Annotated in this window: 22 protein-coding genes; 12 read left to right on the forward strand and 10 right to left on the reverse strand. The window is 41.8% G+C overall.

Features of this window, described 5'->3' with window-relative positions; translation table 11 throughout:
- Nucleotides 1-123 precede the first annotated feature (123 nt).
- From lipB to AACT18_RS13005, 3 genes are all read left to right on the forward strand, one after another.
- A complete protein-coding gene (gene lipB / locus AACT18_RS12995; RefSeq protein ID WP_094124943.1) occupies nucleotides 124-777 on the forward strand; it encodes a lipoyl(octanoyl) transferase LipB in 654 nt (217 codons plus the stop codon).
- Between the two features lie 5 nt (nucleotides 778-782).
- The gene (lipA, locus tag AACT18_RS13000; RefSeq protein WP_013857343.1) at nucleotides 783-1,751 is read left to right on the forward strand and encodes a lipoyl synthase; all 969 of its coding nucleotides are present in this window, start codon (nucleotides 783-785) and stop codon (nucleotides 1,749-1,751) included.
- 146 nt (nucleotides 1,752-1,897) lie between these two features.
- Nucleotides 1,898-2,224, forward strand: a complete 327-nt coding sequence (locus AACT18_RS13005; protein ID WP_013857344.1) for a hypothetical protein — start codon at nucleotides 1,898-1,900, stop codon at nucleotides 2,222-2,224.
- A 121-nt stretch (nucleotides 2,225-2,345) separates the two neighbouring features.
- Here the strand turns inward: AACT18_RS13005 and glyA are convergent, their stop codons facing one another.
- Nucleotides 2,346-3,596: a serine hydroxymethyltransferase gene (gene glyA / locus AACT18_RS13010; protein WP_013857345.1), complete on the reverse strand. Its 1,251-nt coding sequence runs from the start codon at nucleotides 3,594-3,596 to the stop codon at nucleotides 2,346-2,348.
- A gap of 346 nt (nucleotides 3,597-3,942) precedes the next feature.
- Here glyA and AACT18_RS13015 point away from each other — a divergent pair, with 346 nt between their 5' ends.
- From AACT18_RS13015 to AACT18_RS13050, 8 genes are all read left to right on the forward strand, one after another.
- Entirely contained in the window at nucleotides 3,943-4,542 is a 600-nt protein-coding gene (locus tag AACT18_RS13015) for a YitT family protein (protein ID WP_013857347.1), read from the forward strand.
- Nucleotides 4,543-4,915: 373 nt separating this feature from the next.
- On the forward strand, nucleotides 4,916-6,310 hold the full coding sequence (gene vpsL / locus AACT18_RS13020; RefSeq protein ID WP_069211921.1) for an exopolysaccharide biosynthesis glycosyltransferase VpsL: 1,395 nt from the start codon (nucleotides 4,916-4,918) through the stop codon (nucleotides 6,308-6,310).
- A gap of 20 nt (nucleotides 6,311-6,330) precedes the next feature.
- Nucleotides 6,331-7,521: an outer membrane beta-barrel protein gene (locus AACT18_RS13025; RefSeq protein ID WP_094125728.1), complete on the forward strand. Its 1,191-nt coding sequence runs from the start codon at nucleotides 6,331-6,333 to the stop codon at nucleotides 7,519-7,521.
- 6 nt (nucleotides 7,522-7,527) lie between these two features.
- Nucleotides 7,528-8,046, forward strand: a complete 519-nt coding sequence (vpsN, locus tag AACT18_RS13030) for an exopolysaccharide export protein VpsN (protein WP_088732057.1) — start codon at nucleotides 7,528-7,530, stop codon at nucleotides 8,044-8,046.
- Between the two features lie 13 nt (nucleotides 8,047-8,059).
- Nucleotides 8,060-10,264 carry an exopolysaccharide regulatory tyrosine autokinase VpsO gene (gene vpsO, locus AACT18_RS13035; protein ID WP_094143636.1) on the forward strand — a complete coding sequence of 735 codons (2,205 nt, stop codon included), beginning with the start codon at nucleotides 8,060-8,062 and terminating at the stop codon, nucleotides 10,262-10,264.
- Between the two features lie 2 nt (nucleotides 10,265-10,266).
- Nucleotides 10,267-10,968 (forward strand): VpsP family polysaccharide biosynthesis protein, encoded by a 702-nt coding sequence (locus tag AACT18_RS13040; protein WP_094125676.1) that lies wholly within the window; start codon nucleotides 10,267-10,269, stop codon nucleotides 10,966-10,968.
- A gap of 551 nt (nucleotides 10,969-11,519) precedes the next feature.
- Complete coding sequence (locus AACT18_RS13045; RefSeq protein ID WP_017048003.1) at nucleotides 11,520-12,134, forward strand: hypothetical protein; 615 nt, start codon at nucleotides 11,520-11,522, stop codon at nucleotides 12,132-12,134.
- Between the two features lie 71 nt (nucleotides 12,135-12,205).
- Nucleotides 12,206-13,522, forward strand: a complete 1,317-nt coding sequence (locus AACT18_RS13050; RefSeq protein ID WP_094125678.1) for an O-antigen ligase family protein — start codon at nucleotides 12,206-12,208, stop codon at nucleotides 13,520-13,522.
- A gap of 166 nt (nucleotides 13,523-13,688) precedes the next feature.
- On the opposite strand, the gene AACT18_RS13055 is transcribed toward AACT18_RS13050, so the two are convergent.
- Nucleotides 13,689-16,565, reverse strand: coding sequence for a beta-prism lectin domain-containing protein (locus AACT18_RS13055; protein WP_094125679.1), 2,877 nt, complete (start codon nucleotides 16,563-16,565; stop codon nucleotides 13,689-13,691).
- Between the two features lie 272 nt (nucleotides 16,566-16,837).
- Here AACT18_RS13055 and AACT18_RS13060 point away from each other — a divergent pair, with 272 nt between their 5' ends.
- Nucleotides 16,838-18,070 carry a glycosyl hydrolase family 28-related protein gene (locus AACT18_RS13060; RefSeq protein WP_094144326.1) on the forward strand — a complete coding sequence of 411 codons (1,233 nt, stop codon included), beginning with the start codon at nucleotides 16,838-16,840 and terminating at the stop codon, nucleotides 18,068-18,070.
- A gap of 163 nt (nucleotides 18,071-18,233) precedes the next feature.
- Here the strand turns inward: AACT18_RS13060 and AACT18_RS13065 are convergent, their stop codons facing one another.
- The 8 genes from AACT18_RS13065 to AACT18_RS13100 all read right to left on the reverse strand — a co-directional run.
- Nucleotides 18,234-19,025 carry an RbmA family biofilm matrix protein gene (locus AACT18_RS13065; RefSeq protein ID WP_161439574.1) on the reverse strand — a complete coding sequence of 264 codons (792 nt, stop codon included), beginning with the start codon at nucleotides 19,023-19,025 and terminating at the stop codon, nucleotides 18,234-18,236.
- A 214-nt stretch (nucleotides 19,026-19,239) separates the two neighbouring features.
- Nucleotides 19,240-19,992 (reverse strand): exopolysaccharide biosynthesis glycosyltransferase VpsK, encoded by a 753-nt coding sequence (vpsK, locus tag AACT18_RS13070; protein ID WP_094125021.1) that lies wholly within the window; start codon nucleotides 19,990-19,992, stop codon nucleotides 19,240-19,242.
- Complete coding sequence (gene vpsj, locus AACT18_RS13075) at nucleotides 19,982-21,154, reverse strand: exopolysaccharide biosynthesis protein VpsJ (protein WP_094125022.1); 1,173 nt, start codon at nucleotides 21,152-21,154, stop codon at nucleotides 19,982-19,984. The genes vpsK and vpsj overlap by 11 nt, the downstream gene beginning before the upstream one ends.
- Nucleotides 21,151-22,227, reverse strand: a complete 1,077-nt coding sequence (gene vpsI / locus AACT18_RS13080; RefSeq protein WP_217898000.1) for a glycosyltransferase family 4 protein — start codon at nucleotides 22,225-22,227, stop codon at nucleotides 21,151-21,153. The genes vpsj and vpsI overlap by 4 nt, the downstream gene beginning before the upstream one ends.
- Nucleotides 22,224-23,564 carry an exopolysaccharide biosynthesis protein VpsH gene (gene vpsH, locus AACT18_RS13085; RefSeq protein WP_094125024.1) on the reverse strand — a complete coding sequence of 447 codons (1,341 nt, stop codon included), beginning with the start codon at nucleotides 23,562-23,564 and terminating at the stop codon, nucleotides 22,224-22,226. Before vpsH ends, vpsI begins: the two co-directional genes overlap by 4 nt.
- Nucleotides 23,565-23,776: 212 nt before the next feature.
- Complete coding sequence (gene vpsF / locus AACT18_RS13090; protein ID WP_094143505.1) at nucleotides 23,777-24,991, reverse strand: exopolysaccharide biosynthesis protein VpsF; 1,215 nt, start codon at nucleotides 24,989-24,991, stop codon at nucleotides 23,777-23,779.
- On the reverse strand, nucleotides 24,988-26,397 hold the full coding sequence (gene vpsE / locus AACT18_RS13095) for an exopolysaccharide biosynthesis flippase VpsE (RefSeq protein ID WP_094125807.1): 1,410 nt from the start codon (nucleotides 26,395-26,397) through the stop codon (nucleotides 24,988-24,990). The genes vpsF and vpsE overlap by 4 nt, the downstream gene beginning before the upstream one ends.
- Nucleotides 26,394-26,940: glycosyltransferase (locus AACT18_RS13100; protein WP_141138121.1), on the reverse strand; the 547-nt coding region annotated here is incomplete at its 5' end. The genes AACT18_RS13100 and vpsE, both read right to left, overlap by 4 nt.

The following is a 26,940-nucleotide window of genomic DNA, read 5'->3' on the forward strand; positions in this document are numbered from 1 at the left end:
ATCATATAGATAGCATATACCCCATCACACTAAGGACAAATTTATCGTCCTCATTAGTAGTCCATTCGCTGGAAGAAGTTTATAATCCAAAAACTTTATTTATACGGTAGATGAGTCACGCTGATGTTAAATTCGCTTGTTGTAAAACGTCTGGGTCGCCAAGAATACCTTCCTGTATGGGAAGCTATGCATGAATTTACCGATACAAGAATCGAAAGCACACCGGATCAGGTTTGGCTTGTCGAGCATCAACCAGTTTTTACCCAAGGCCAAGCAGGTAAAGCTGAGCATCTTCTCAATACTGGCGATATTCCAGTGGTACAAAGTGACCGAGGCGGCCAAGTTACCTACCATGGTCCAGGCCAACTGGTGGCTTATTTCTTGATCGATTTGCGCCGCAAAAAATTAGGTGTAAGAGAATTAGTGACCAAAATTGAACAGATCGTGATCAATACCTTGCAAGCATACCGTATTGACTCAGCCGCAAGACCGGATGCCCCTGGTGTCTATGTCAAAGGGAAAAAAATCTGCTCTCTTGGGTTACGGATCCGTAAAGGTTGTTCGTTTCATGGTTTAGCGCTAAACGTCAACATGGATCTCTCCCCTTTCCTACGCATTAACCCTTGTGGCTATCAGGGTTTAGAAATGGCCCAAGTCAGTGAACTGGGCGGCCCGACAGAACTACAAACCGTAGAAAAACAACTTATAATAGAACTCGTTAACATATTGGCTTACGAGCAAGTAGAATTCAGCACAGAAGCACCTCTTCAAAGGTAAAAAGCATGAGCAAACCGATCCAAATGGAAAAAGGCGTTAAATACCGCGACGCTGATAAAATGGCATTAATTCCTGTAAAAAATATGCCAGCCGCCGAACAAAAAGAAGTTTTGCGTAAGCCCGAGTGGATGAAAATTAAGCTGCCGAGTGATAGCCAACGCATCCAAGAGATCAAATCGGCAATGCGTAAAAATAATCTCCATTCGGTGTGTGAAGAAGCGTCTTGCCCTAACCTAGCAGAATGCTTTAACCACGGAACCGCCACCTTTATGATTTTAGGCGCCATCTGTACAAGACGGTGCCCATTTTGTGACGTTGCTCATGGACGGCCAAATGCCCCAGAGACAAACGAACCACAAAAACTCGCGCAAACCATTAAGGATATGAAGTTGAAATACGTGGTTATCACCTCAGTTGACCGTGATGACCTACGTGATGGTGGTGCCCAACATTTTGCCGACTGTAACCGTGAAATTCGAGCATTAAACCCAGAGATCCGTATCGAAACGTTAGTACCGGATTTTCGTGGCCGAATGGATATCGCCCTTGAACTACTCAAAGATAACCCACCGGATGTGTTTAACCACAACTTAGAAACTGCACCACGCCTATATCGTAAGGCGCGTCCTGGGGCAAACTATAAATGGTCACTGGAACTGTTGAAGAAATTCAAGCAACAACATCCAAGTATCCCTACCAAATCAGGCATCATGATGGGGCTTGGTGAAACAAAAGAAGAGATCGTGGAAGTATTGAAAGATCTTCGAGCTCACGACGTCACAATGCTTACTCTTGGTCAATATTTAGCACCGAGTCGCCATCACCTGCCAGTTGAACGCTACGTTCCACCGTCTGAATTTGACGAACTTAAAGAGATCGCACTAGAGCTTGGATTTACTCACGCCGCCTGTGGCCCGTTCGTACGTTCCTCCTATCATGCGGATATGCAAGCCAAAGGGCTAGAAGTGAAATAACCACACAGCATAAGTTCAATCAAGCCGATGTTCACTCATCGGTTTTTGAGACTCTGCTCGGTTAATGATTGAAGCTTGAATATTGATTCTATGTTCTATAGGCTAACGACATAGAAAATAGATAACAAAGCTAGGGATTTATTAATATGAAAACGATCAGTACATTAGCACTTGTTACAGCCACTTTAATGGCCGGTTGTGCGTCTAATACTCAGCAAGATAACTATCGTGAAGCCTCCTTTGAGCTTTGTAATACTGAAGTCAACATTTACTCTGTGAGTGATGATGGCCGCGTTCGTATTGTCTGCGCTGACGGCTCTAAGTTTGCCTTAAATAGCGAAAAGACACTTGATACTATGCGCAATATTAATATTGAGTATTGTGATGGTGAAGGTTTAGGCAAATTTAACGAGAGCACTAAATATTACTCTTTTCAATGTAAGTCAGGCACATTGCTCAGCATTGCAAAATAGTTCTGCAGAGCACATTCAACAGCGAGAGGCCACTTCTTCTTATTGGCGCTCAATAAAATAAATAATGACCAAATAAAAAAGCTCCTGAATATTAGGAGCTTTTATTTTATTGTGCGTAAAACTACGCGTATACAGGCAAACGCTTACAAATTTCTAACACTTTTGCCTTCGTTGCTTGAATAACAGATTCATCACCCATGTTGTCCAAAATATCACACATCCATCCAGCTAGTGCTTTCGCATCAGCTTCAGTAAAACCACGGCGAGTAATTGATGGAGAACCCACTCGGATGCCAGAAGTCACAAATGGGCTACGCGGATCATTCGGTACAGAGTTTTTGTTCACTGTAATGTTAGCCGCACCCAATGCCGCATCAGCATCTTTACCTGTAATATTTTTATCGATCAAATCGACAAGGAACAGGTGATTTTCTGTGGAACCTGAAACAATGTTGTAACCACGAGCCAAAAACTCGGCCACCATCGCTTTCGCATTGGCGACAACGCGTTTTTGATACTCTTTGAACTCTGGTTCTAGAGCTTCTTTGAACGCGACCGCTTTACCTGCGATAACGTGCATTAAAGGACCACCTTGACCACCAGGGAATACGGCTGAGTTAAGCTTCTTATATAAGTCTTCACCTGCATTCGAAAGAATAAGGCCACCACGAGGACCTGCCAGTGTTTTGTGGGTAGTGGTCGTCACTACGTGGGCATGAGGAACTGGGTTAGGGTAAACACCCGCCGCAATCAAACCAGCTACATGCGCCATATCAACGAACAAGTAAGCGCCCACTTTATCAGCAATTTCACGCATTCTTTTCCAGTCGCAAACTTGTGAATAAGCAGAGAAGCCACCGATGATCATTTTTGGCTGATGCTCAACCGCTAATGCTTCCATCTCTTCGTAGTTAATTTGACCTTTTGCATCAATGCCATAAGGAATGATGTTGTACAGCTTACCGGAAAAGTTGACAGGAGAACCGTGAGTCAAATGACCACCGTGTGCCAAGCTCATTCCTAATACGGTATCACCTGCGTTAAGCAACGCCATATAAACCGCGTTGTTTGCTTGTGAGCCAGAATGCGGCTGCACGTTCGCATAGTCTGCGCCAAACAGTTCACACGCACGTTCAATCGCCAGTGTTTCTACTTTATCGACAAACTCACAACCACCGTAATAGCGTTTACCTGGGTAACCTTCAGCGTATTTATTGGTGAGCTGTGAACCTTGCGCTTCCATTACACGTGGACTTGTGTAGTTTTCCGAAGCGATAAGTTCAATGTGTTCTTCCTGACGAAGAGTCTCTTCTTGAATAGCTGCGAACAGGTCCGCATCGTAATCTGCGATGTTCATATCACGCTTAAGCATCTGTATCTCCTGACTCAGATTTTACTGAAAGTTTCAAAAAAACCACACAACGACCAAAAGCAAACGTTTTCGTCACCGTAATATGGCGCACATTCTACATAATTTGATCTGGGTCATAAAGAACAAATTACAGAAATTATCATGCAGTTTTTTCATAATGGATAGTGAGGTAACTCATGCTAAACAGTAAGTTGGATAATGATGAGTTAGTATGTCAACCATTCTGCTTTACACCTTGTAAAGCTGCAATTACATAGGTTTACCTCAATTTTCACTCTCTATCTACCGAAAATATTACTTTTTCTTTACTATGCTCGCCATTCTTAGCTATTAAAATTATTTATCGATGCGAACACACACACGTAAAGAAGATTGGGTTGCCATTTTAACGGGAACCTTTTTGGTCGCACAAGGCGTCTTCTTTCTCCAGTCCGCTCATTTACTGACAGGTGGAACCGCTGGTTTAGCACTGCTGATCAGCCAGTTAGTCCCAGCCTCATTTGGTAGCATTTATTTTTTGGCTAACACCCCTTTTTACATTTTGGCTTGGAAACGATTTGGTCATCGCTTTGCCATCAACAGCGCGCTATCCGGCGCACTAGTCTCTATTTTTGCGGACCATCTTTATTTGGTAATTTCTTTGGAAATGGTCAATGAAATTTACTGCGCCATTGCCGGGGGATTATTAATGGGTCTTGGCATGTTAATTCTCTTTCGTCACCGTTCCAGCTTGGGTGGCTTTAATGTCTTGTGTTTGTTTATTCAAGATAAATTTGGGATCCCTGTTGGCAAAAGTCAGTTGGTTATAGATTGCTCAATTTTAGCTGCTTCTGCCTTTTTTGTTTCGTTTTCCATTGCCACACTGTCTGTGCTCGGGGCTGTCTCACTTAACCTTGTGTTAGCAATGAATCATAAACCCACACGATATAGCGTGACTTACCCTTAAGCTGTCGCAATACCCATAAGATTAAGAAGAGATAAAAATACAACCAAATTTAGCCTTAATTCTTACACCGTAAATGCCCCCCATTATTTTTATTTAAACATTAGCTAGCTCTTATATAACGGTCGTCTAACAAGGTGACCACATTAAGTTAATGCAGTAATAGCAAGTGATTACATCACCTTATCCGACTCTCCGTACTCTATCTCAAATTGAAAAACCCAAAATACAGTCACCCATTCCATATATCACACATCGCGTCTTATTTTTGATGCACCTGATCAGTTGAAGTCGTCGGAGCTTAATATGAGAATGCACTGCTAAAAAATAATTATTATTCGTTACCTTAATAATTGAGCGGTTAGGAGCTTCTATAATGGGTGAAAGAGGAAGGATCCGTATTTCTAACTATCAAGGTAAATTTTTCTACCGCCTGATAGATTGCTTAGTAATACTGATCACAATGTATATTACACTAAAGTTTCACTCACATATCGTTACGATGTCTTATATATCTGTGGGACTTTTAGGGGTTATTTTTTATTCATTTATTGCTGAAAGCCTTGATATATACAGCGGTTGGCGAACCACAAAACTTAGAGTTTTAACTCTACATACTGCTTTTTGTTGGGCTTCAACTGTTGGCTGCTTAACTTTAGTTGGTTATTTCACAAAAACTGGAAGCGATTTCTCACGTTTAATTTTAGGTTTTTGGTTTGTCGGATCATTTATTTTATTACTGCTTTGGCGCTTCGTCGCATTTACAGTCATTTACTATCTACATAAAAAAGGTTATCACACCACTAAAGCTGTCATTATCGGCATGACACCGCAGGGCCTAGAACTATCGAAAAATCTCATCAATAACCCTGAGTTAGGTATTAAACTGACGGGTTTTTACGATGATAGGGGTGATGAACGTATCGCAAGCGATATTCCAGTGCTCGGTAAAGTTAATGATGCATTAACACTTGCCAAAAACGGTGAAGTAAAAAGTGTGTACATAGCACTACCAATGCAAGCCCAGCATCGAATCAGCAAGATTCTAGAGGCCTTTTCGGATAGCACAGTGAATACCTATATTGTGCCAGACTTTTTCACCTTCAATTTACTGCATTCGCGTTGGTATACCATCGGCGATGTTAATGCTTTTAGTATTTTTGACACACCGTTCAATGGGTTAGGTACGTGGCTAAAACGTTTTGAAGATTTAGTCTTAAGTAGTCTTATCTTGATTTTAATCAGTCCTGTCCTTATTGCAGTTGCAGTAGGCGTGAAACTCAGCTCACCAGGTCCCATTATTTTCAAACAGATGCGTTATGGGCTGGATGGAAAGTCTATCAAAGTATGGAAATTCAGAAGCATGCGTGCCATGGACAATGGGAACAAAGTGACACAAGCAACAAAAAATGATCCCCGAGTGACTCCTTTTGGTGCGTTTATTCGGAAGACATCATTAGATGAGCTACCACAGTTTATTAATGTGCTACAAGGTCGAATGTCTATTGTCGGCCCTCGCCCTCATGCCGTAGCGCACAACGAAGAGTATCGAACGATCGTTAACCGCTACATGCTGAGACATAAAGTAAAACCAGGAATTACTGGCTGGGCACAAATTAATGGCTGGCGTGGTGAAACCGATACGCTAGATAAAATGGAAAAACGTGTCCAATTTGATTTGGACTATATACACAGATGGTCGTTGTGGTTCGACATCAAAATCGTATTTCTCACCGTATTTAAAGGATTTGTAGGCAAGAATGCTTACTAGAATGGATAAAGCATACTCATATGAAAACAACTAATTTAAATAGAATCGCGTCCTTTGGTTTGGCTTTTTTTGCGTTATCAGCCGTACAAGCAAAACCGCAACCTAACCCAATTATGACTGAGTCAGGGATTGCTATTGTACCGTTTTTAAACTTATCAACGGGTTATAACGACAACTTAGCAAAAGCGTCACAAGATCTCGAACATTCCCAATATTCAGTGTTCGAACCAGGTATCGGTTTAGCAATAGAGCCGACAAGTGGCCAGAAACATCGCGTAGGTTATCGACTACAAAGAGGCGATTTTTTCAGCTCTAGCAAAGATAACTACACTGACCATTTCTTTGATTTAGCCAGTGACTGGGAGCTCAATTCCAAGCATCGAGTTGACTTCAGCTATGCTCTTGCATTAACTCATGAACAGCGTGGTGATAACGATACGACACTCAATTTGTCGTACAACGAATACAACACCAATAACTTCAACCTCGGTTACGGTTTTGGTGGTGAAGACGCCAAAGGTCGAATAGAAACCAACCTTGGTTGGGGCAATTTGGACTATAAAAACAACCAAAATATTACTCAATACCAAAATTGGGATGAATTACGATTCAACAGCTCTCTATACTATAAAGCGCTGCCAAAAACATCGTTGGTTTTCCAAATTATCGTTAATGATAGGCATTATAGTGATATAGCCCCAGGCTCAACTCTCAAAGACAGCACCCATTATATGGGATATGTTGGTACCTCGTGGGACGCAACAGGGAAACTGCAGGGAAATGCCAAGGTCGGTATGCAACATAAAGATTTTGAATCCTCTTCTAGGGAAGATTTCGACTCTTTTTCATGGGATATTGATGTCACTTATCTCATCCGCACATACTCTGCAGTGCAGTTGAAAACAAATCGTAAATCAACCGATACTGACGGTATAGGTGATTCAATCGATACCAAAGTGTATAACGCAAATTGGACACACAATTGGAGTGACATCATCTCTTCTAACGTCGATTATTCTCTATTAAGCGAGAATTACACCAGCACTGCTCGCGACGATGACACCAGTAAGGTAACACTTTCATTAAGCTACGATTTTCGTCGTTGGCTAACATTCAAAGTCGGCTACCAACTTGAATCGAGAGATTCCAGCATCAGTTCGTTAAGCTACGATCAAAATGTTTATTACTTTGCTATTGAAGGTGTGATGTAACTTACGATGAAGTACTTCTTAGTCATTCTATTGAGTTGTCTTTCCTGGTCAACATTGGCCAATGAGAGTTTTTATAAGTTAGGCGTTGGGGATCAAATTCGGATTCAAGTTTATGATGAACCAGAGTTATCTATTGAAACGCGTGTGGGTGACAGTGGTAACATTGATTACCCTTTTTTGGGACGAATTAAACTGAAAGGAAAAACGATTGAGGAAGTAAAAACTGTTATCCACAATGGTTTAATCGATGGGTATCTGGTTAATCCCAATGTTTTTGTCAGCATAGTCGAATATCGTCCCTATTTTATCAACGGACAAGTGAAAATATCCGGGAGTTACCCGTATCATCCGGGGTTAACCGTAAACAAAGCCATTACGATTGCGGGTGGATTCACTGAGCGAGCGTCTAAAACTAAGATCTATATATCATCAAGTGATGCTCCTGAGGCCAAGCCAGTAAAAGTAACATTGCTTCATAAAATTCAGCCTGGTGACATTCTCACCGTAGAAGAAAGCTTTTTTTAGGTAACTTAGTTGTATGGAAAACTCTTTAATTAAAAATCACTTGAACTCAGATGAAGTTATTGATATTCGTCAGTATTTTCATGTTCTTCTCAACTATAAATGGCGTATTCTACTTTTTTCTACAATGGTTACCGCCATCGCCGTATTGATTGCATTATCAATTCCTTCGCAATATACCGCTCGCGCCTCATTGATCATCGAATCAAAGCAAGCAAAAGCTGTTTCGATTGAAGACATCTATGGTTTAGATACCAAAAGCCAAGAATACTATTTGACTCAAATAGAGATCTTGAAATCAGACCGAGTCGCAGAGGAAGTCATTAAACGCCTTAACCTTGCCAGCCACCCAGAATTTGACCCTACTGTAGAAAATAATCAAAAAACTGGGTTTAAATTCGATGTATTGGAATGGTTTCCTGTTCTAAAATCGTTCAAGAAAGAGCCAGCGGAAATATCACAGGAAGACCAAAACTATCGGACTAGCCGATTGGTTCTGGCTAAGTTTAAGCGTGGGCTAGAAGTTAGCCCAATAAGAAAAACTCAACTAGTGAATATTTTCTACACCAGTAAAGACCCTAAATTATCGGCTCAAATTGCCAATGAGATTGGTAACGTCTTTATGGATAGTCATATCGAAGACAAACTTCAAGTTGAACTGAAGGCGAATAGCTGGCTCAACAACCGCATGGGTGATTTGCGCGAACAACTAAAAAAGTCAGAAGCTCAACTACAAACATTTTTAAAATCTGAAGGACTAGTTGATATCCAAGGCGTTGAAAGCCTAGCATCTCAAGAACTTGAAGAACTGACCTCTCAATTGAATAAAACGAGAGACAGACGCGTTGCAGCTGAGACTCTTTATTTGGTCGCTCAAACGTACAGCCGTCAAGATGGTGACCTCTCTGCCCTTGCATCTATCCCAGAGATATCTAACCACCCGACGATACGAGATGTCAAATTGGCTGAAGTGCAAGCTGAAAAGAAAGTCTCGGAACTATCAAAACGTTATGGTGACAAACACCCAAAGCTAAAATCAGCTCAAGCCGAACTAGCCTCTGTTAAACGCAATTTAAATTCTGAACTAAAACAGCTACTAAACGGGATCAACAATGAGTTACAGGCTGCTAAGCAAGCAGAGAGTTCTTTACACAGGGAACTTGAGAAACGCAAATCAGAGTTTCAAAGCCTCTCCGTAAAAAATGCACGATATTCAGAGCTAAAGCGCGAAGTCCAAACAAACCGAGAGCTGTTTGATCTCTTTTTAAGTCGTCAAAAAGAGACCAGTGCATCGAGCGACTTTAATGCTACGATTGCTCGTTTTACCGATTTTGCCAATCCGCCCCTCGCCCCAAGTAAACCGAACCGTAAACTGATTGTATTATTAGCGTTCGTCGCTTCGTTTGGTTTGGCATGTGTTGTTGCTTTCATTGCTGATGCGGTAAACGATACATTCCTTGATGTAAAACAGGTCGAAAAACAGTTATCACTAAGCTTGCTCGGTATTATACCGGCAATTAAAACTCGAGGCCCCCTAACGCTAAAAACCTATTTTGATTCGAAACACCGAGAGCTAACAGAAGCGATTAGAACCGTTCGGACTGGTTATTTACTTGCCAACACCAACAAAAATCATCATGTGGTAATGGTTACTTCTTCACTACCTGAGGAAGGAAAAACAACCTCGAGTATCAATTTGGCTTTTTCACTTGCACAAATGGAAAAAACACTGCTGATTGACTGCGATTTGAGAAAACCGTCGGTTGCACACCGTTTTGGCATCTCTGGTTCACAGCCAGGAATGAGCAACTTGCTCATAGGTACGCATACCATAGAAGAGTGTCTCTATACCGATGAAGAATCAGGGCTTGATGTTTTGGCTGCAGGAGTCGTGACAGACAATCCTCTTGAACTTATCTCCTCGCCTAAGTTTGCCTCACTACTCGAAGAGCTAAAGATACGCTATAGCAGAATTGTGATTGATACACCTCCGTGTTTAGCCGTTAGTGATGCATTTATGCTGTCGCAGTACGTGGACTCGACCATACTCGTGATCAATGCTCCACACACACGCACTAAAGTAGCTAGAGATGTGGTTGGACGCTTAACGCAGCAAGGAGCGAGAATTGATGGCGTCATATTGAACAAACTGAACACCAAAAAAGCCTCTAATTATAGCGGTTATCATCAATATCAATCCTATTACGGCCCAGAAAAATAACCATGAAGGTCGCGAATCACCCTTTTTTAGCCCATGCTTTGCGTTTGAGCATTGGGCTAACTGCACTCGTGACTCTCTATTTTGCATTTCATTTTTTGACGGCGTCCATTTACGCTCTAGCAACAGAAAGAAATATCGACTACTGGACAAAGCACAGTGATGGTGTAACTTTAGAGCAAGTGAATGAGACAAAACTCATGATACTAAAGGCCCTACAACACCACAGCGACCATCCTCATTACCACAATTTACTGGGTAAGGTCTATGAGTGGGAAGCCTATTTGGGCGATGATGTAGATAAAGAGAGCCGCTTGCTCAATGCAAAAAAGGCCTACTTGGAAAGTGCATTATTGAGACCCACTTGGTCAGACACATGGGCTGATTTATTGGTGATTGAAACTCAGTTGAAAGGGGAAAATATTGATCTCTATTTTGCACAAGCCGACAGATATGGGCCTTTTACACCCAAAGTGAACAACACACTTTTCCAGATTGGCCTTAACCATTGGTCTATTTTTTCAGCGCCGCAGCGAACTATCATTATTGATCACGCCGCAAGAGCATTAGCTCATCCTCAAAGCCGAGGAGAAGCCTACCAATATCTAAAATCAAACGGTCTCTTAAAATTTACCTGTGCAGCTATTATTTATAACCCTCAACGTTATACTGAGAAAAATAGTCTCTGCAAGAGAGCGCTAGAGTGATCTCGATGATAAAACATTATTCAATAAACCGGCCTATCGCCTTGTTCATGTTAGCCTTGCTTTCTCTTGGTACGGCTTCGCTATCACTGGCAAAAACACTGAATATTCATGCTGAGATACCGATATTTTTGGAAAAGTCACTCGGCGGTGATATTTATCTCCACTTTACACTTGCGCTATTCATTACCTTGGTTTTTATCCGAGTAATTTCCGCCACTCTTTCCCCTATACAGAGCATCTTTCTCGCCATAGTTATCGTCTCGACCTGTTGCGTAATTGATGAAAGTTTACAAATGTTATCGAGTTCACGATCATTCTCTTTGCTCGATTTAGGGGCAAGCTTACTTGGTATAACAATGGCCTCAATAATCTATTACGTTACTAGCAGACTTCAATCTTCAAACTTATGCCCCAAACTAAGACAACCTCGCGCATAAAAACGCCTTAAGAATGAGAATCGAACCCTTATTAACAGAAGTACGATATCACTGGATGTACTACTTCACTTATAATCATCGCAACAGTAAATCGTAGGCTTTTAGGACTTACCAATGAAAAAATCACTATGGATATTTTGGATTGCTATTTCAGCTTTGCTGGCTAGTTCAAGGTTATATGCCGAAACAGAAATTACTTGTTCACTTTATAAAAACCATAAAGTGGCCACAGACACAATAAGAGCCAGCCTAGAACAAGCAGACGACGCCATTATTTCTCTGCAAGCTTTAATGAAACTATGCCCAAGCATGGCACTAGAAATGGCGGACCTAGCGTCTACTCTACACCCACAACTAGCACTCGATATCTTCAATACGGTATTTGACCATATATCGAGTGACCAAGTCGCAGCTTTGACTGCGATACTCGTTAAAAATGCACCTCAAGAGATGCGTTCTGAAGTCATTCAGCTTGCTGTCACTAAATCACCAGAGTCAGCTCAAGCTATCGTTGATGCTGTTGTTGCAATGGATTTAATGGACTCAACCGATGTGATTGTTGCTGCAATCTCCGGTGGCGCTGACCCAGCGACCATTACTGAACCGACAGCGGCAGGTACTCCATCGGCTTTACCTGGTGGCTTACCTCCAGTCGCAACGGTGCCAGGTAACACCACAACACTTGGAACCGGCAATGGCAGTGGTGGTGGTACCGCTTCACCAAACTGATCGTTTAATTCGATGCTTTCATCCAGTTTAGGGCAGGTATATTCCTGCCCTTCTTAATTGATATTAATAGTATGCGTCTAATAGAAAAATCCATTTTCCCAATATTTCTCATTTTTATATTTTGGCTGCCCATACCTTTAGGTAGTAATCGCCCATTAGCATGGTCATTCAATGAAATCTGGATTGCATTGCTGCTTATTGCCTGTTTATTCAACTACTCTTTTGAGCACTGGAAAAACTGTCTGATAAAGGGAAAATTAGTCATCATTCCCATCGCACTTATCACTTGCTGGTCATTCATCCAAAGTATTCCACAACTTGGTATAACTCAGGATCCTAGTTTAGTCTTTGTCTCTGCAATCAAATCGCTCCACTATTTCCAATTTTGTCTTATTGCTCTTGTCCTCATCGATACACCTAAAAAATTAAAACTTCTCGCAGTAGTCATGGTTAGCAGTGGAATTTGCCAAGGCTTTTACGCTGGCGTGATTTTGCTACTCAACCTAGATCATTCGATAATTTTCAAGCTGCCACTAGGAAATAGAGCCTCCGGAAGCTTTGTCTATCATAATCATCTGGCAAACTTCTTGATGCTGAATCTCTGCATTGGATTTGGCTTATTAATTGCAAAACTCGATAGCTCACACAAAACCGGATTTAGAAATATCACTAAACAGTTTTTAGCCGTGTTGCTGTCTGATAAAGCCTTTGTACGTTTAGGGCTCGTGATCATGGTGATTGCATTAGTCTTAACACGCTCAAGAATGGGAAATATGGCTTTCTTTATCGCCCTAACCGTAGGTTGTGTGCTGTTGCTATTATTTTACAAACCGAAACCCAAAAGTGTTTATGTGCTCATAATCAGTTTATTCATCATTGATACGTTCATCGTGAGCCAATGGTTTGGATTGGAGAAAGTCAAACAACGTCTTATTGAAACTAGCTTGGAAAGTGAATCAAGAGATGATGTTGTCAGATATTCCCTAGTTGCAATACAAGAAAGGCCTCTGACTGGCTTTGGGGCTGGTACTTTCTACTCCACTTTTCCTTCCTACAATCAAGGAAAAGTAAAACTGTTTTACGATCATGCTCATAATGACTACATCCAATTCACATTAGAATCAGGCCTTGTCATGGTTTCGATATTAGGTGTAATGATCTTAGTCGCCGCCCAACGCGCATTTTGTGCGTTTAAAAACCGCAGAAATAGATTGATGAAAGGGATCGGATTATCATCCATGATGGCTATTATTGGTATGTTGATACACATGAGTGTTGATTTCCCACTTCAAGCTCCCGCAACAACACTTTATTTCTTGCTGTGTTTATTAATGGGACACTGGGCAAATTCAATGCCGAGTCTAGTCACTCGTTCAAAATACTCCTGATATATAAAAACGACTTGAAGTTGCAGGTAAACGAATGTTTCCAACACCGCGCAGCTTCAAGTAGGAATGGTATACGTCCAGAGCAATCCCTACTCCATATCTGGTTAATAAAAAATCCCTCGATTATCTCGAGGGATTTTCAATTATTGAATTAAAACGATATCAGTTAATCGAATACAAACTGCAAGCCTTCAACTAACCAGCCACCAGTCCAAACATTGATCTGCTTGATGCGTTTACCTTGCGGCACAGTGTACGTTTCAACTTTTTTGTTGCTCGCATAGTTGGTTGAGCCCAATAACACGCTAGAGCCATCCTTCATCGTGAACTTAATCGCCACTATGTGGTAACCACCCCAGTTATAAAGACCAGAGGTAACTTCCACGGATTGCAATTGATCAAGAGCAATCGGTGCTCTTAGCACACCACCGTTAGTACCTTGTACCGGGCCGCCCACCAAGTTATTGGCCGTCGTGCCGATCGCATCGATCGCAAAACCAGAACGCAGATACATCTGGTTATCCGCCGTCACGACACGTTGCGATTGCTGAGTATTTGAGTAACCAAAAATTGGAGACTCACCACCCACCATTGCACGTAATGTACTCGAACGGTATGTATTATGGCTCAACCAACTTGGCTCAACAAAAGTAGGTAAAGTGCCATCTTGATTGATGTTGGTCAGGTGGAAAGCGTGCTGGTTCCAAATACGAGTCGCATTCTTCCAAGGTTTTGCACTGTCCGCCGATTCATAAACAAACACACCATGGTTAACGACATAGTTTTTATCAAAATCATTAGCAACAACAATCAGCTCTGCATTATTGTCACCTTCCAGATCGACCACGATAGGATATTCCCAAAGTGTCGCCGTTGAGTGCGCTAACGAAGCTCGTTCTTTACCCGTTTTGCCATCTAACACACGTACACGAGCATGGTCTTGCACGAGTACTTCATCGATACCATCATTATCAAAGTCATAGGCAGATACACCAATTTTACCGCTGCCAGTATCATCGTTCGCAACAGACCAAACGCGCTCACCTTTGCTGTTATACATATCGACAGCGGCATAACCCGCGTAAACAATCCCTTTTACATCCAGATCATTGGTACCATTTAGCGTAGCTAACTCAAACTGAACACCGTCCAACAGCCAACCAGCACTCCAAGCTTTGATGCCTTTAATTCGACTACCTGCTGGTACAGTAAAGCGCTCGGTCTGCTTGGAATAAGCATAGTTTTTAGAGCCCATAGAAATCACGCTACCGTTGCTCATTCTAAAATCGAGCGCCAATAAATGATAACCACCCCAATAGTATTTACCCCAAGTCAGATCAATCGCTTTAATATCTTTGACGTTAACTGCGGCATTAAGATTGCCTCCCGTACCACCGACTAAAGTCGAAGCAGAAGCACCAATCGCATCAATCGCGAATCCTGAACGAACAGAGATTTTACCATCGACCGCCAAAACAATAGAAGCAGGATTGCTATTAGGTTGATAACCGTAGATTTTTGAGAACTCAGTCGTTTCAACTGCTTGAGCTTTGCCTAAAAAGTTAGATACCGCCTGCACGCCACCGCCTGGATTGGCAGTATTGTTGATTTCCCACTTAATGGTGCCATCGTGTTCTAGCACAGCAAAACGTGCGTTATGCCCAGTTGATGCAGAAGCAGGAACTGAAGCGATAATCTCTGGCTCAGCATCATTATCTAGGTTAACCAGCGAAGAGAACCAAACTGCATCATTGGCATGATATTGCCAATTGATCGCGCCGTTATTTTGAAATAGAGTACCACCTGAAAAGACTTCTTGTTGCTGATCGCCATCGACATCAACGTTGATCGATGACGGTGCCCAAGGGTGGTTAAAAATCAGCCCTGTGTGGTAGTTATACACACCATCTGCAGCCAGAATTTCGACGCTGCCATCATGGTCTAAATCAGCCAACGTGATATCACCAACAATACGCCAGCCACTTTCTGTGGTTGGGATCTGTTTTTTGATGTTGCCTTGGTTATCCAAAATCGTGATGAATTGATCGCGATTGTTGGTTGTAACAATTTCAACGATTCCGTCACCATCCAGATCGCCTACGGCAGGAGAATAACGCGCATCCGCGATCACACCACCATTCGCATAACTCCACAACTCAGAACCATCCACACCACTTAAAGCACGCACTAAACCGCCATTGGCATATTTGTTTCCTTCAAATGTCACTACGATCAAATCTGCGACATCTTTTTCATCAATCTTGCCATCGCCATTGTCATCATTCAGTTGCGCGGCAACCGGCGTAACCATCACTTGGTTAGAATTAGGTTGGAAAGCACTGCTTTGCCAAGACCACTTAAGCTTCATATTGAGTGCAGAGCTGTCACCTTCATAAGGAACAACACGCATTGAACGAGGCTTTGAGAAATCAAGAGTTTCGCCATTGTAGGCTGTGACTGCTCGCATCTGCTCATTTTGAGTATGACCACCAAATACCGCTAAACGGTTATAAGAGAGGTTATCCCAATCACTCAGCATGACACCTAAACCTTGTGGCGCTTCCACATCCACTTCATGAGCATAGATATAAGCAGGCAATGAGTAGCCTGAGCGCTCACCCTCTTTCAAACAGAAACGCTCACCCGTTTGGCGGCTAACGATACAAGCCTCAGGATAAGTTTCAGAAGCCAGCACTCGCATTGAGCGTGGTTTAGAAAAATCTAAATAAGCGCCGTTGTAGGCCTTAACATTCTTAAGATCTTCGTTGCCAGTATAACGATTGAACACAGCCAAACGGTTATAAGACAAGTTGTCCCAATCACTCAGCATGACAGAGACACCACTCGGAGCCTGTACATCAACTGGATGAGCATAAATCCAGCTAGGTAGGGAGTATCCCGAGCGCTCTCCTACATTCAAACAATATTTTTCGCCATTCAGGCGGCTGATAATACACCCTTCGGCTTCATTCGTTGTGGCTTGAGCCACGGTGCTACTTAGCGACAAAAGACTGACAGCAAGTGCAATATATTGAGACGTCATCTGTAAGACTCCCTTTACTTGGGGTTGATTTTTCAAAGCCAGAAACGATATGCATCTGGTTGATTTTTTGTAATTATTATTTTTCAAACCTAGGAACTGGTGAACTGGTATCGTGAATTGCCAATAAAAATCCGACGGAATTATCAGTAAATGGAAGGGATATTTCAACACAACACGCCTATTTTTACGCCTCACTAATGAGACATCTCAAAATTGAGAAACGAACCGACTACAGTGAATATCTCTCTGTTTTTTCAAGAAGCGTTTTATAGGTGCTGTTATACTTAAAGCAATTAGATAAAGAGGGTGGCATCTTGCGTTACATATTTATTTCACTTATCTTACTCAGCCTAAGCCCAGCTATTATCGCTGAAGTCGTTTCTCATAATGTAATAGAATATGGTGCCATCGCAAATGATGGAGAGGATGATTCATCCGCATTTCAAAATGCACTGAATCAATTAAATGATAATAATGTACTGATTATTCCCTCTGGCGAATATCAGATTTGTAAAACCCTTTATTTAAAGGAAAAGAATAACATTGAAATTATTGGCTCCATACACAGTAAATTAAAGAAATGTAGTCCATTTAATGGTGAATATTTACTCCATATAACATATACACAAAACTTCAAGCTACAAGGTCTTAGTTTTGAGGGACTTTATAATGGCGATCTAAAACCTATGTGGGGAGAACAGGGGGTTTACCTTGGTAGCACCAAAGGATCTTTAGTGGTTCAAAATCAGTTTATCAACTTTGGTGACGCAGCATTGCGTATGACCACAGCAAGCCAGGACTACTCTATACCACCCGGGTCGATGTCAATAAGAGTTAGCCACAATCGCTTTGAACATTGTGCTCAAGTAACCACAACGCAAGCGGCTGTGGGAACAGAAAGGCCAGGCACGCAAGATATTATTATTGACAATAATCAATTTAATGCGTGTAAATTAAAATTATCAGCACGGGCCGATACCAAAAGCGCCAAAGTCATTAATAACCAATTTGAAAATATTAATGGTACTTCAAATGAAGTCAGTTATTATTCTGATGTTTATTATTCAGGAAACACTTTTCATAACATAAATGGATTTGCCATAAATATTTACCCTAACTCTAGAACAGAGCAAAACATTCAATGGGGTAATATTTCAATTATTGGCAATTTTTTTGATACTGCTCAACAAGGAATACGCTTACAAAGCTTTAGTAAAAATAACCCGACCAATCAATCCATTAAAAACATTCAAATTAGCAATAATACATTTGAAAGGATTTACTTTGGTTCTGAAATAGAAAAAAAATATAAATCAATTATCCGAACTAACAGCCAAGATGATTTGGTTTCATTTGAAAATGTCAACATTACTGGAAATCAGTATCAATTAACACCATATAGTAAATTCATCTCAATTGACGATAAAAGCAAGCTTATTAACATTAAAAACAATGAACAACTTTATAATGAAAATTGTCATATACAGGATGTTATTAAAGATTGATAAGTGGCACCACCAGCAAGATGCAACTATTTAATCGAGTTCAAGAGTAAGCGACCACTATGCAATTCAACGTTAAGAATATATTGCTTATACCATTCAAATAATACAATAAAAACCGCCAAAGGCGGTTTTTATACACATAAGGTTAGGTCACTAGATAAAACTATTTTTTTACCACTACCATTGACTGCTCAACTCGCTCACCAGAGACAGTATCTACAACCTGAGCATTAATGGTATATTCACCTTCGGGATAGCTTTTATCGAAATTAATTCCACGCACTTTTGAATAAGTATCACCTGAAGCAATAAACCATTTCTCTCTCGCGTTGACAGGAATAATCAAACCATCAGGACCTACCGCTGTCATCCAGAACTCGACGTTAGCTTCTCCCTCACGGCCATTATTTAAATCAATGGTGAATGGAACAAAACCGCCGGTACTTTCCACACTATTAATACCAAATTGATTTTTGATATCAATAGTCAAACCATTGAGTTCAGGTAGGCTATTTAAATCGACCCCTTTCACAAATTCTTGGTTGGCTTTAAATACTTCTCCATTTTCTGCAACGACTTGAAGAGAAACAGTATATTTACCATCAGCCATATACTCTGGAACCCAGAAACCACGTGTAACATTCAACATGCGACCATCAGTAAGAGCATCAGACTCTTGCTGCGCTGTATCAACTCCAACTACCGCTTTGGCTGGGAAGTAGATACCTTCTGGACCTTTAATAGATAGCCAGTAATTGAACTTCACTGTTTCACAGCTTTCATTATGAATCCCTAGCTGGCTAGAAATGTATCCACCGCTACTTGCCAACTGGTTTTGATTTAATGAAAGGTTTGCTTCAATCACTGGCTGTAACTCACAATCCACTTCCGCATAAGAAGCAGTTGAAAATAACAATGCCAAGCATGAGGCCAGATAATAATGACGTTTGTTCATGATAGATCCTTTAAAGTTAGACAACCATTTGTTTTTACAACTGGCGCTAAGGCTAATTGATAACTATAGAAAATACATCCGCTTTTTATTAAAGGATCAGATTTTATCAAATCTAAGACAATTACATTGACTAAGTATTAATAATAATAAACAAAATTTATTCAACTAATAAGCTCCCTAAAAATAAACTAAGGTTTACTTTAATGCAGTCAATTTAATTCTTTCGTTTTATTTTTTCATTAAGTAGTAGCCAAGCATAACGACTATTAGTCACTAAATAACGCTTCCACATTCTTCCAGGTTCTTGTAATACACGATATAACCATTCCAAGCCAGACTTTTGCATCCATAAGGGTGCACGAGAAACATGACCTGCGACAACATCAAATGTTCCCCCTACCCCCATCACAAATAACACGCCCAACTGCTCTTGCCAGCGGTTGATAAAATTTTCCTTTTTCGGCGATGTGATCGCCACAAACAGTAGTTTCGCCCCTGATTGACGGATCTTTTCAACTATCGCGTGCTCATCATCCCAAAAATAGCCATGGTGATAACCCGCAATCACTAATTGTGGGTGCTTTTCCTGCATAACCGCCGCCGTTTTTTCAACAATCTCCGACTTTGCACCGAGGTAGAACACTGGCATTTGTTCTTGTGCGGCCATCGCATTGAGCTCTAGAAACAAGTCAACGCCCGCCACTCGTTCGGGAACTTGGTGACCTAAAAAGCGCGCGCCCCAAACCACACCCATACCATCGATATTGATAATGTCACACTCGGTCACGGACTGAGCCAATTCCAGATCCTTACGCATATTGACTAACTTAGCAACATTAACGACCACATGCTGGGTAAACTCTTGTCGCAAAATGCGATCGCGGATCAGAGCAACAGTTTCACTCATCGAAGCCACATCCATTGGGCTGCCAAGAAAATTAATGCGTTTCAAGCTGTTATTCCTCATTGGTAATTCTTAAATAAAAACGGAATGAAAAGTACATCCACGCCTGTGTCCAGCGCGCGTAGTGAATTCGGTTAACCCAATGCTTGTTACCTTGATAAATAAACTGATCCCGCTCGGGCATGTACAGCGTTTGAATAGCACGCTGAATGACGCGTTTAACCAAAACAACATCACTCTCCTCGCCTCCAACACTGAGTAAGGTAATAATTGCCTGTGATACTGAATGCGGATCCAGTGGATAAGGATTGTTGTGGTAATACTTCGCTGTTCCATCGGCTTCAAATAGATGCTGCTTGTAAAAATAAAAACCGCGTGCAATCACCTCATCAAATTCCTTTGTCGCTAAAGTAGTTCGTATGAGATGTAGCGCTTCTAAGTTGTAGCCCGTATGAAATCCGTCAATAAACACATGATGATGACGAGTACCATAGGCCCAGCTGCCATCGGCAGCTTGAGCTTGAGCACTATTACGCGCAATGCGTAATGCCAACTCAGTGTAGTCTGGGCGAGACGTTTCTCGACCGACCACGGCCAGCCAAGCTGCCGCCCACAAACTGGCGTTGTGCACAAACGCCGTTTCCCCGGGGATATACGCAAAAAACTCCCCGCTCTCATTTTGAGTCAATAAATGGCCAGCAATAAAATCACCACTGCGCAACGCCAACTCGACCCAGTCAGCTCGCCCCGTCAGTTGCCCCAATTGGTGTAAGGCACGGCTGACATAGACTGTCGTGATCACATTTGGCTTCCCCTTAGGAACAAAGAATGCACGCGCTTTCCAATCAAAATGATACCCCCAACAGGCACCATGCCAGATTTGCTCATCACAACGCTGAGCCACTAGCCACAGCGCAAGTTGCTCCGCTTCTGTGAGCAAAGCGGGATCTTTTGTCACTTGATACTCTTCGATTAATCCGAGAATAAACAGAGCCACGCCTTTAGGGTTTCGCGCTTTGGGCACACCTAGCCATGGCCGAAGATTAAGGGGAGAGCGTTTGAACAACTGGATCCATGCTAAGCCAAAAGTCGAGTCTTTGCTTATCGGCAAGCGCTTGAACCAGCTTGAATTGAGTCCATCAAAAGGGTCATATCCAGCGAATTGTTCTGTACGAGCTTTATTCAATAAACATTGGCTAATGTCAGCTACAGTCGTCGATTTCATGATTTTAATAGCTCGTCGTAAAGTGTTTGTAGACGCGGGATCACCGCCTGTAAAGAGAAGTTTTCAGCAAACTTTTGTTTAGCGGCCGTAGCAATACGTTGATTTTCCGCACGTTGATCAATCAAATCGCCAAGTGCTTGCGCTAAAGCAACCACATCGCCAGCCTCAATTAAACGCCCTTCTTCACCATTACTAATTGCATCAGGAATCCCGCCCGCTCGGCTTGCTACCACAGGAATGCCTGCCGACATAGCTTCTATAACGCCCATAGGAAACCCTTCGTTATAACTGGGTAAGCAGTAAATATCAGTTTGAGTCAATAAGTTGGTCTTCGCCTCACCAGCAATCCAGCCTAGACAGTTTACCGAATCAGCTAGCCCCATTTTATTAGCCATAGCCTGATAAGTTTCAATATCGCCATCGCCAGCGAGATAAAGCTGCGCCTCAGGACAACGCTGTTTGACTAACGCAAAAGCTTGAATTAGGTCACCCACACCTTTGCGCGTGCCTAAACGGCCAAGGAAGGCAATACGACCAGGTTGAGCAAGGTGGCGATCTAAAGCCAAACTGGGTACGGCGTTATACAGAACAGAAACGCCTTGTGTTCGTCCTATCACCTCTTGTAGCCATGTTAGCCATTGAGTGGATAGTACCAGTACATGATCCGCCAGAGTAAAAGTGTGTCGAATATGCGTTTGCTGATCCATATTGCACTCATCTCGATAGAAATCACGAAACTCGGCACCATGTAAATGCAAAATGACCTTTCCTTTCAAAAGTTTAACTAGACGCACAATCACAGACTTACGTCGATAGCTTCCTCGTGATGACATGTGAATATGCACAAGGCCAACTCGGTAACGTACAAAGCAGTACAACAATTGGCAGAGAGCCAGCATAAAGCGTAATGTCATTCGCCATTTCTGTCCGTGGTCTAAACTTGAGTGTGAAGTAATCAACTTGATTTGGTTTTCCTCTAAAAAACCGCAATCAGCGTACGTTGAAACCACTGTTGCCACACCACCTTGACCTTTGCGATCGGTGGCAACCATTAGATTAATCGCTTTTCTCACAATACATCCTTGATAGTACAGATAGCTTGTCGAGTCTTACCGTTCGCAGTACGCTCAAGCGCTGCCACCATTTCTATAGTGACAATTAATGAGCTTCCTAAGCGCGCTTGAGTATTGCTGATTAACTGTTTTTGCTGCTCTTGATTAAATTGCTCAGCATCCGCCATCACTTTCACTACAATCTGCTCACGTTCACTCTGAACAAATTGGCATGCTATAATCCCAGCGACACCTTTAGGTATATGGTTCAGGATATGCACTTTTTGACCATCTTCGCCGACGAGATAATCACCAACCCGCCCCTCAATACGCTCAATCACAGGAAAGACTCGACCACAAGGGCAGGCCTCGTTTTCAGATAAATGCACGTGATCACTGGTCTTATAGCGGATCAAAGGGAAATGCTGATTATTAAAGTTAGTACCAACCAACTCGTAACGCCCGTCGCCTGCTGCTAACAATTCCACATGCGAATAGTCGGAGAGCAAATGGTAGCGACCATGCTCACACTGCCCTATCGCAGCCACTCGCTCAAATAGGCCATACCAGTCAAAGACTTTGCAGCCAAAGCGTGTTTCAATCACCTGTCTATCTTCTGCTGACAAAGACTCTGATGAAGTAATAATGGATTTGAGCTTCGCCGGATAATAACTTTGGTTAGCCTCTAAATAGCGGGCTAACGTAGCAATCGAAGAAGGGTATGCCTGAATCACTTCAACCCCAAAATCGACCATGGCTTGCAGATAACTAGGTATCGTTTGCGATGTAAGATGGAAAGATGAAAGCACTATCATCTGTTCAAACCAAGAGTAGCGCCAAAACGGCCCCTGCTTTTGACTCAGTGGCACCACCATATCACCACGGATCCACGCCCGCTTATCGCCTTTACTGTAGCCAGCCCAAGCCAACTGTCTTTCAACAAAGGCTTGTTCACGGATCACCGAGCGCATATCTTGTAAGATGACAATTGGCGTACCAGTCGTACCACTGGTCGCTCCTTTTACTACCACTGACGGCTTGTTCTGCGAGATAAACTGCTCGTGGTCATGACGCAATACCGCTTTATCTAGATATGGAAAATCCTCAAGCTCAAGATTGGGTAAGTCTAAATTCTGATAAAACGGCACATGATTACGAGCATTAGCTAAGGTGTTTTGAAGCTTATCTTGTTGGTAATCGCCTAAATGGGTGCGCGAAAACTCATTAGCTTGGATCTCTTTCAGCACGGCGCGCATCTCGCTGTTTTCTCTAACCATTTTACGTGAAAGCGCCCGCACAGAAAGCATGACATTTTGCAGCCAGATTGGTGCCTTGACATAGATTGAACTGGTAAACATCAGTAAAAGTCCTTTAGAACAATATTTGTATAATTTAGGCTGTATTGACAACTGCATTAGTTACATTTAAAAAATCACCCGTCAGATATTATTGCTAACTATCTTGATGAATATTAAAGTGCAGTTCCGTTCATTGAAAAATCACTCATCCGCTGTGATATTCAGTCCACACATTTCCTTAAGGAGAAAATTAATAGATAAAACCATATTTATTATCTCCTGTGTAGATGGTGATTAGATGAACGGTAGTGACAGGATAAAACCACCACCAAAAACATCAACGCAGGCGTTTTTACTGTTAAGGCATTATTAGTAACTGATATCAACATAAAACTGAGCAGAGCAATTTTCGCGGACCATTCTTGCTTATAAACCAACATAAAAGGAACAAGATAAGTAGAAAGCAATAAGCCTATACACCCTAATAAACCAAAATTCAGAACCCATCCAATCACGTAGTTTTCAACAACATTAATACCAATATAAAAAACAATATCATTCAATAGACCATGTGAAGCACCGAATAACCACTCTGAAAAAGAAAGCTGTTCAAGTAAAATAAAAACATCGAATCGCGCTTCGGCGCTCGTATCTATATACAACTTAGACAATATCCGTTCACCAATCGGGCTTAATACTAGGGTCAAAATAACGGCAATTACAGAGAAATAGACCAAGGCCTGCAGATAAGCGAATTTCAACTTGTGATAACGAATGCCTTGGCCTAAAAAGTCACGTAATTTGGGCAACAACATCAGAAAATTCCCCAATAGGAAAATCCCCAACGCAGCTCGCCCACCAAAAGCAAACAGGGCTAGCACGATGACAGAGACATACAAAGCCACCGGAATTCGTGTATAACGCATCACAATCGGCGTTAATGACGCCGTAATGAGAGCATTGTTCAGTGGATGAGCCAAAAATGCGGTCGAACGGAAAGTTGAAAAACTTCCAATCTCTACAGCCACAATACTCTGTGCCAATATAAGCTCAATAATAGCAATACAAGCATTAAGAAATAAAAGATAACCGAGTAGAGCCAGTAATCGATTTTTAGCTGCATCGGATAACCCGTATACAACAGGAACCAGAACTAAAGGGATAAAAATCGTATCAATAAGATAAGCGAGTCCCGATGTCCCAAATCGCATAAAGCCATATAAAATAACGGCCAGCATCGATACTATGGCTAGCCACCAAGCCTTTTTGAGATCGTGTAATGGCTTAATTAGGTTGAAAAGGCCAACGCGCAATATCAACAGAGCAAAAGCTCCCATACTCAAATAGGAATAGACATGAATTTTGAGTATTGGGCTCCCGCCTTCTGAAACGTACTGAATGCCCATATTTTCGAGTAAAAAAGCCCCCAGCAGAAACGCACTGAGGACAATCAGAATCATCCATCGCATGAGATTACGTTCGCTCAATTGGGCCTCCAGATTGAGAATAAACGTTGACGTGCATTAAAAGCATTCGTGCACCACAAACAGATGCCATAAAACAACAATGATGAGGTGACATAAAAGGTTAGAGCGAATAATGAATGGATCGCCAGTGGACACTGTTTCACTGCGTATAAGTAGCCGCCCATCAGAAGTGAAGAAATGATCACTTTGACGCCATCAATGCCAATAGCGTAACGATACCCCGATCTCCATGAGCTGATAAAAGAGAGTATTGCGACTAAGCCACTCACTATAAGCAAGGTGATAGCCGCACCAAACATGCCAAATTGATTGAGCATAAAAGGTAGTAGGAAAATGCTCGCTACTAAGCCCGAGAGAGAAACCCATAGGAGCTTGCGAGTCTGTAATAGAAACTGCAAACCATGATCAAGGTAATGACCTTTAAAATTAATCAGATAAACGGCTATCGCTAATGCCCAAAATAGCCCAGTGGAATCACTTAAATACCGCTCACCTAAAAAGAGCCTAATGATCTCCTCTTGCAATATTCCAAGTCCAAGTAAAGCAGGAAAAGTAAGGGTAACCAGTAAATGCAGATAGGTTTTATGCTGACTCACAAGAGCTATTTTATCTTCCGCATGTTTGGCCAAATTAGGATAGAGAGGCATAGCAATTACCATGAAAACTAAACCCAGCACTCCCATCAATAAGTTGGCTTGCGCAGCATAGATACCCGTTTCGTTCATCCCAACGAAATGGGCGATAAATAAACGATCGACTCTTCCCCCTAATACGCCAATTCCTCCCGCTAACATGATCGGAATACCGTAAGTAAGCAGACGCTTTAACATAGCAATATGCCATTCAGGCAGTCTAGGAAAACCCAGACCTAAAGATCCAATGCCAAAGCTCAAGGTTAAAGCAAACAACGCAGACTCAATAGTAGCCGCCCAAGAGAGTGAAAGGATGGAGAGCACTACCGCAGAAATTGACTGCAATACGGTCGCTTGACGATAAGCGCTCAATCGCTCATTTAAGCGACTCAATTCTAACTGGTATTGAAATATCGATTTAACCGACAGTAAAGCACCCAGTATCAATAATCGTTCCCAATTCAATTGCTGATAAATGAATAAAGTTACGGCGATAACAATAAAACCAAGCAAAGATCCGATAATAACCAGCAGTGAAATGGTTTGAACGAGTTGGACTTGCTCCCGATCCGAATACCCAGGGTAGAGACGTAACATCGACGTGTTGAGCCACTGAGTACTAAAAGCACGCACGAGTTCGAGAATTACCATAGCCACCGCTAACACACCATAATTTTCTGGTGTAAGGAAACGAGTTTGTACGGCGATTAGCATAAAGAGGCTTAAAGCAGCAAAAACCTGAACAGGGGCATATCTGAGTAGGCTGGCTATCACCCCATCACCTCATCATATAAAGACTCATATTGTTTTAAAATGCCTTGGGATGAAAAATGATTATGTATATAATCCTGTGCATTTTCAGTATCACGATAATAAATGGAGTCTATCGAGTTCACTATATTATTTGCTTGTTCATTTGAAAAAAACGTCACACCTAATTTAGCAAACCTATCCTTTCTCTCTCCTAAAATTCCCACAGGTGTAGCAATAAGAGGCAAGCCTGTTGCCAACATTTCTAAAGGTGCTAAGCCAAATGTTTCTTGATCTGATAGAAACACACCGATGTCAGCGTATTTATATTGCTGAATAATTTCTTTCTGATTCAGCTTTCCAAGAAAATAAACATTATCGGATAAGTCCCATTCTTCAATTAATTTTTCAAGCTCAGAATAGTAAACAGGATCAACATTAGGACCTATTATATTTAATGTTACATCTCTACCTAAATCTCGTATCTGTCTTAGTAAATCTAAAATTAGATCCACACGTTTACGACGTGAAATGAGAGCACAGGTGACTAAATTTATTTTATTATCC

The sequence above is a fragment of the Vibrio sp. V04_P4A5T148 genome (assembly GCF_963875605.1).
Classification (GTDB): Bacteria; Pseudomonadota; Gammaproteobacteria; order Enterobacterales; family Vibrionaceae; genus Vibrio; species Vibrio anguillarum.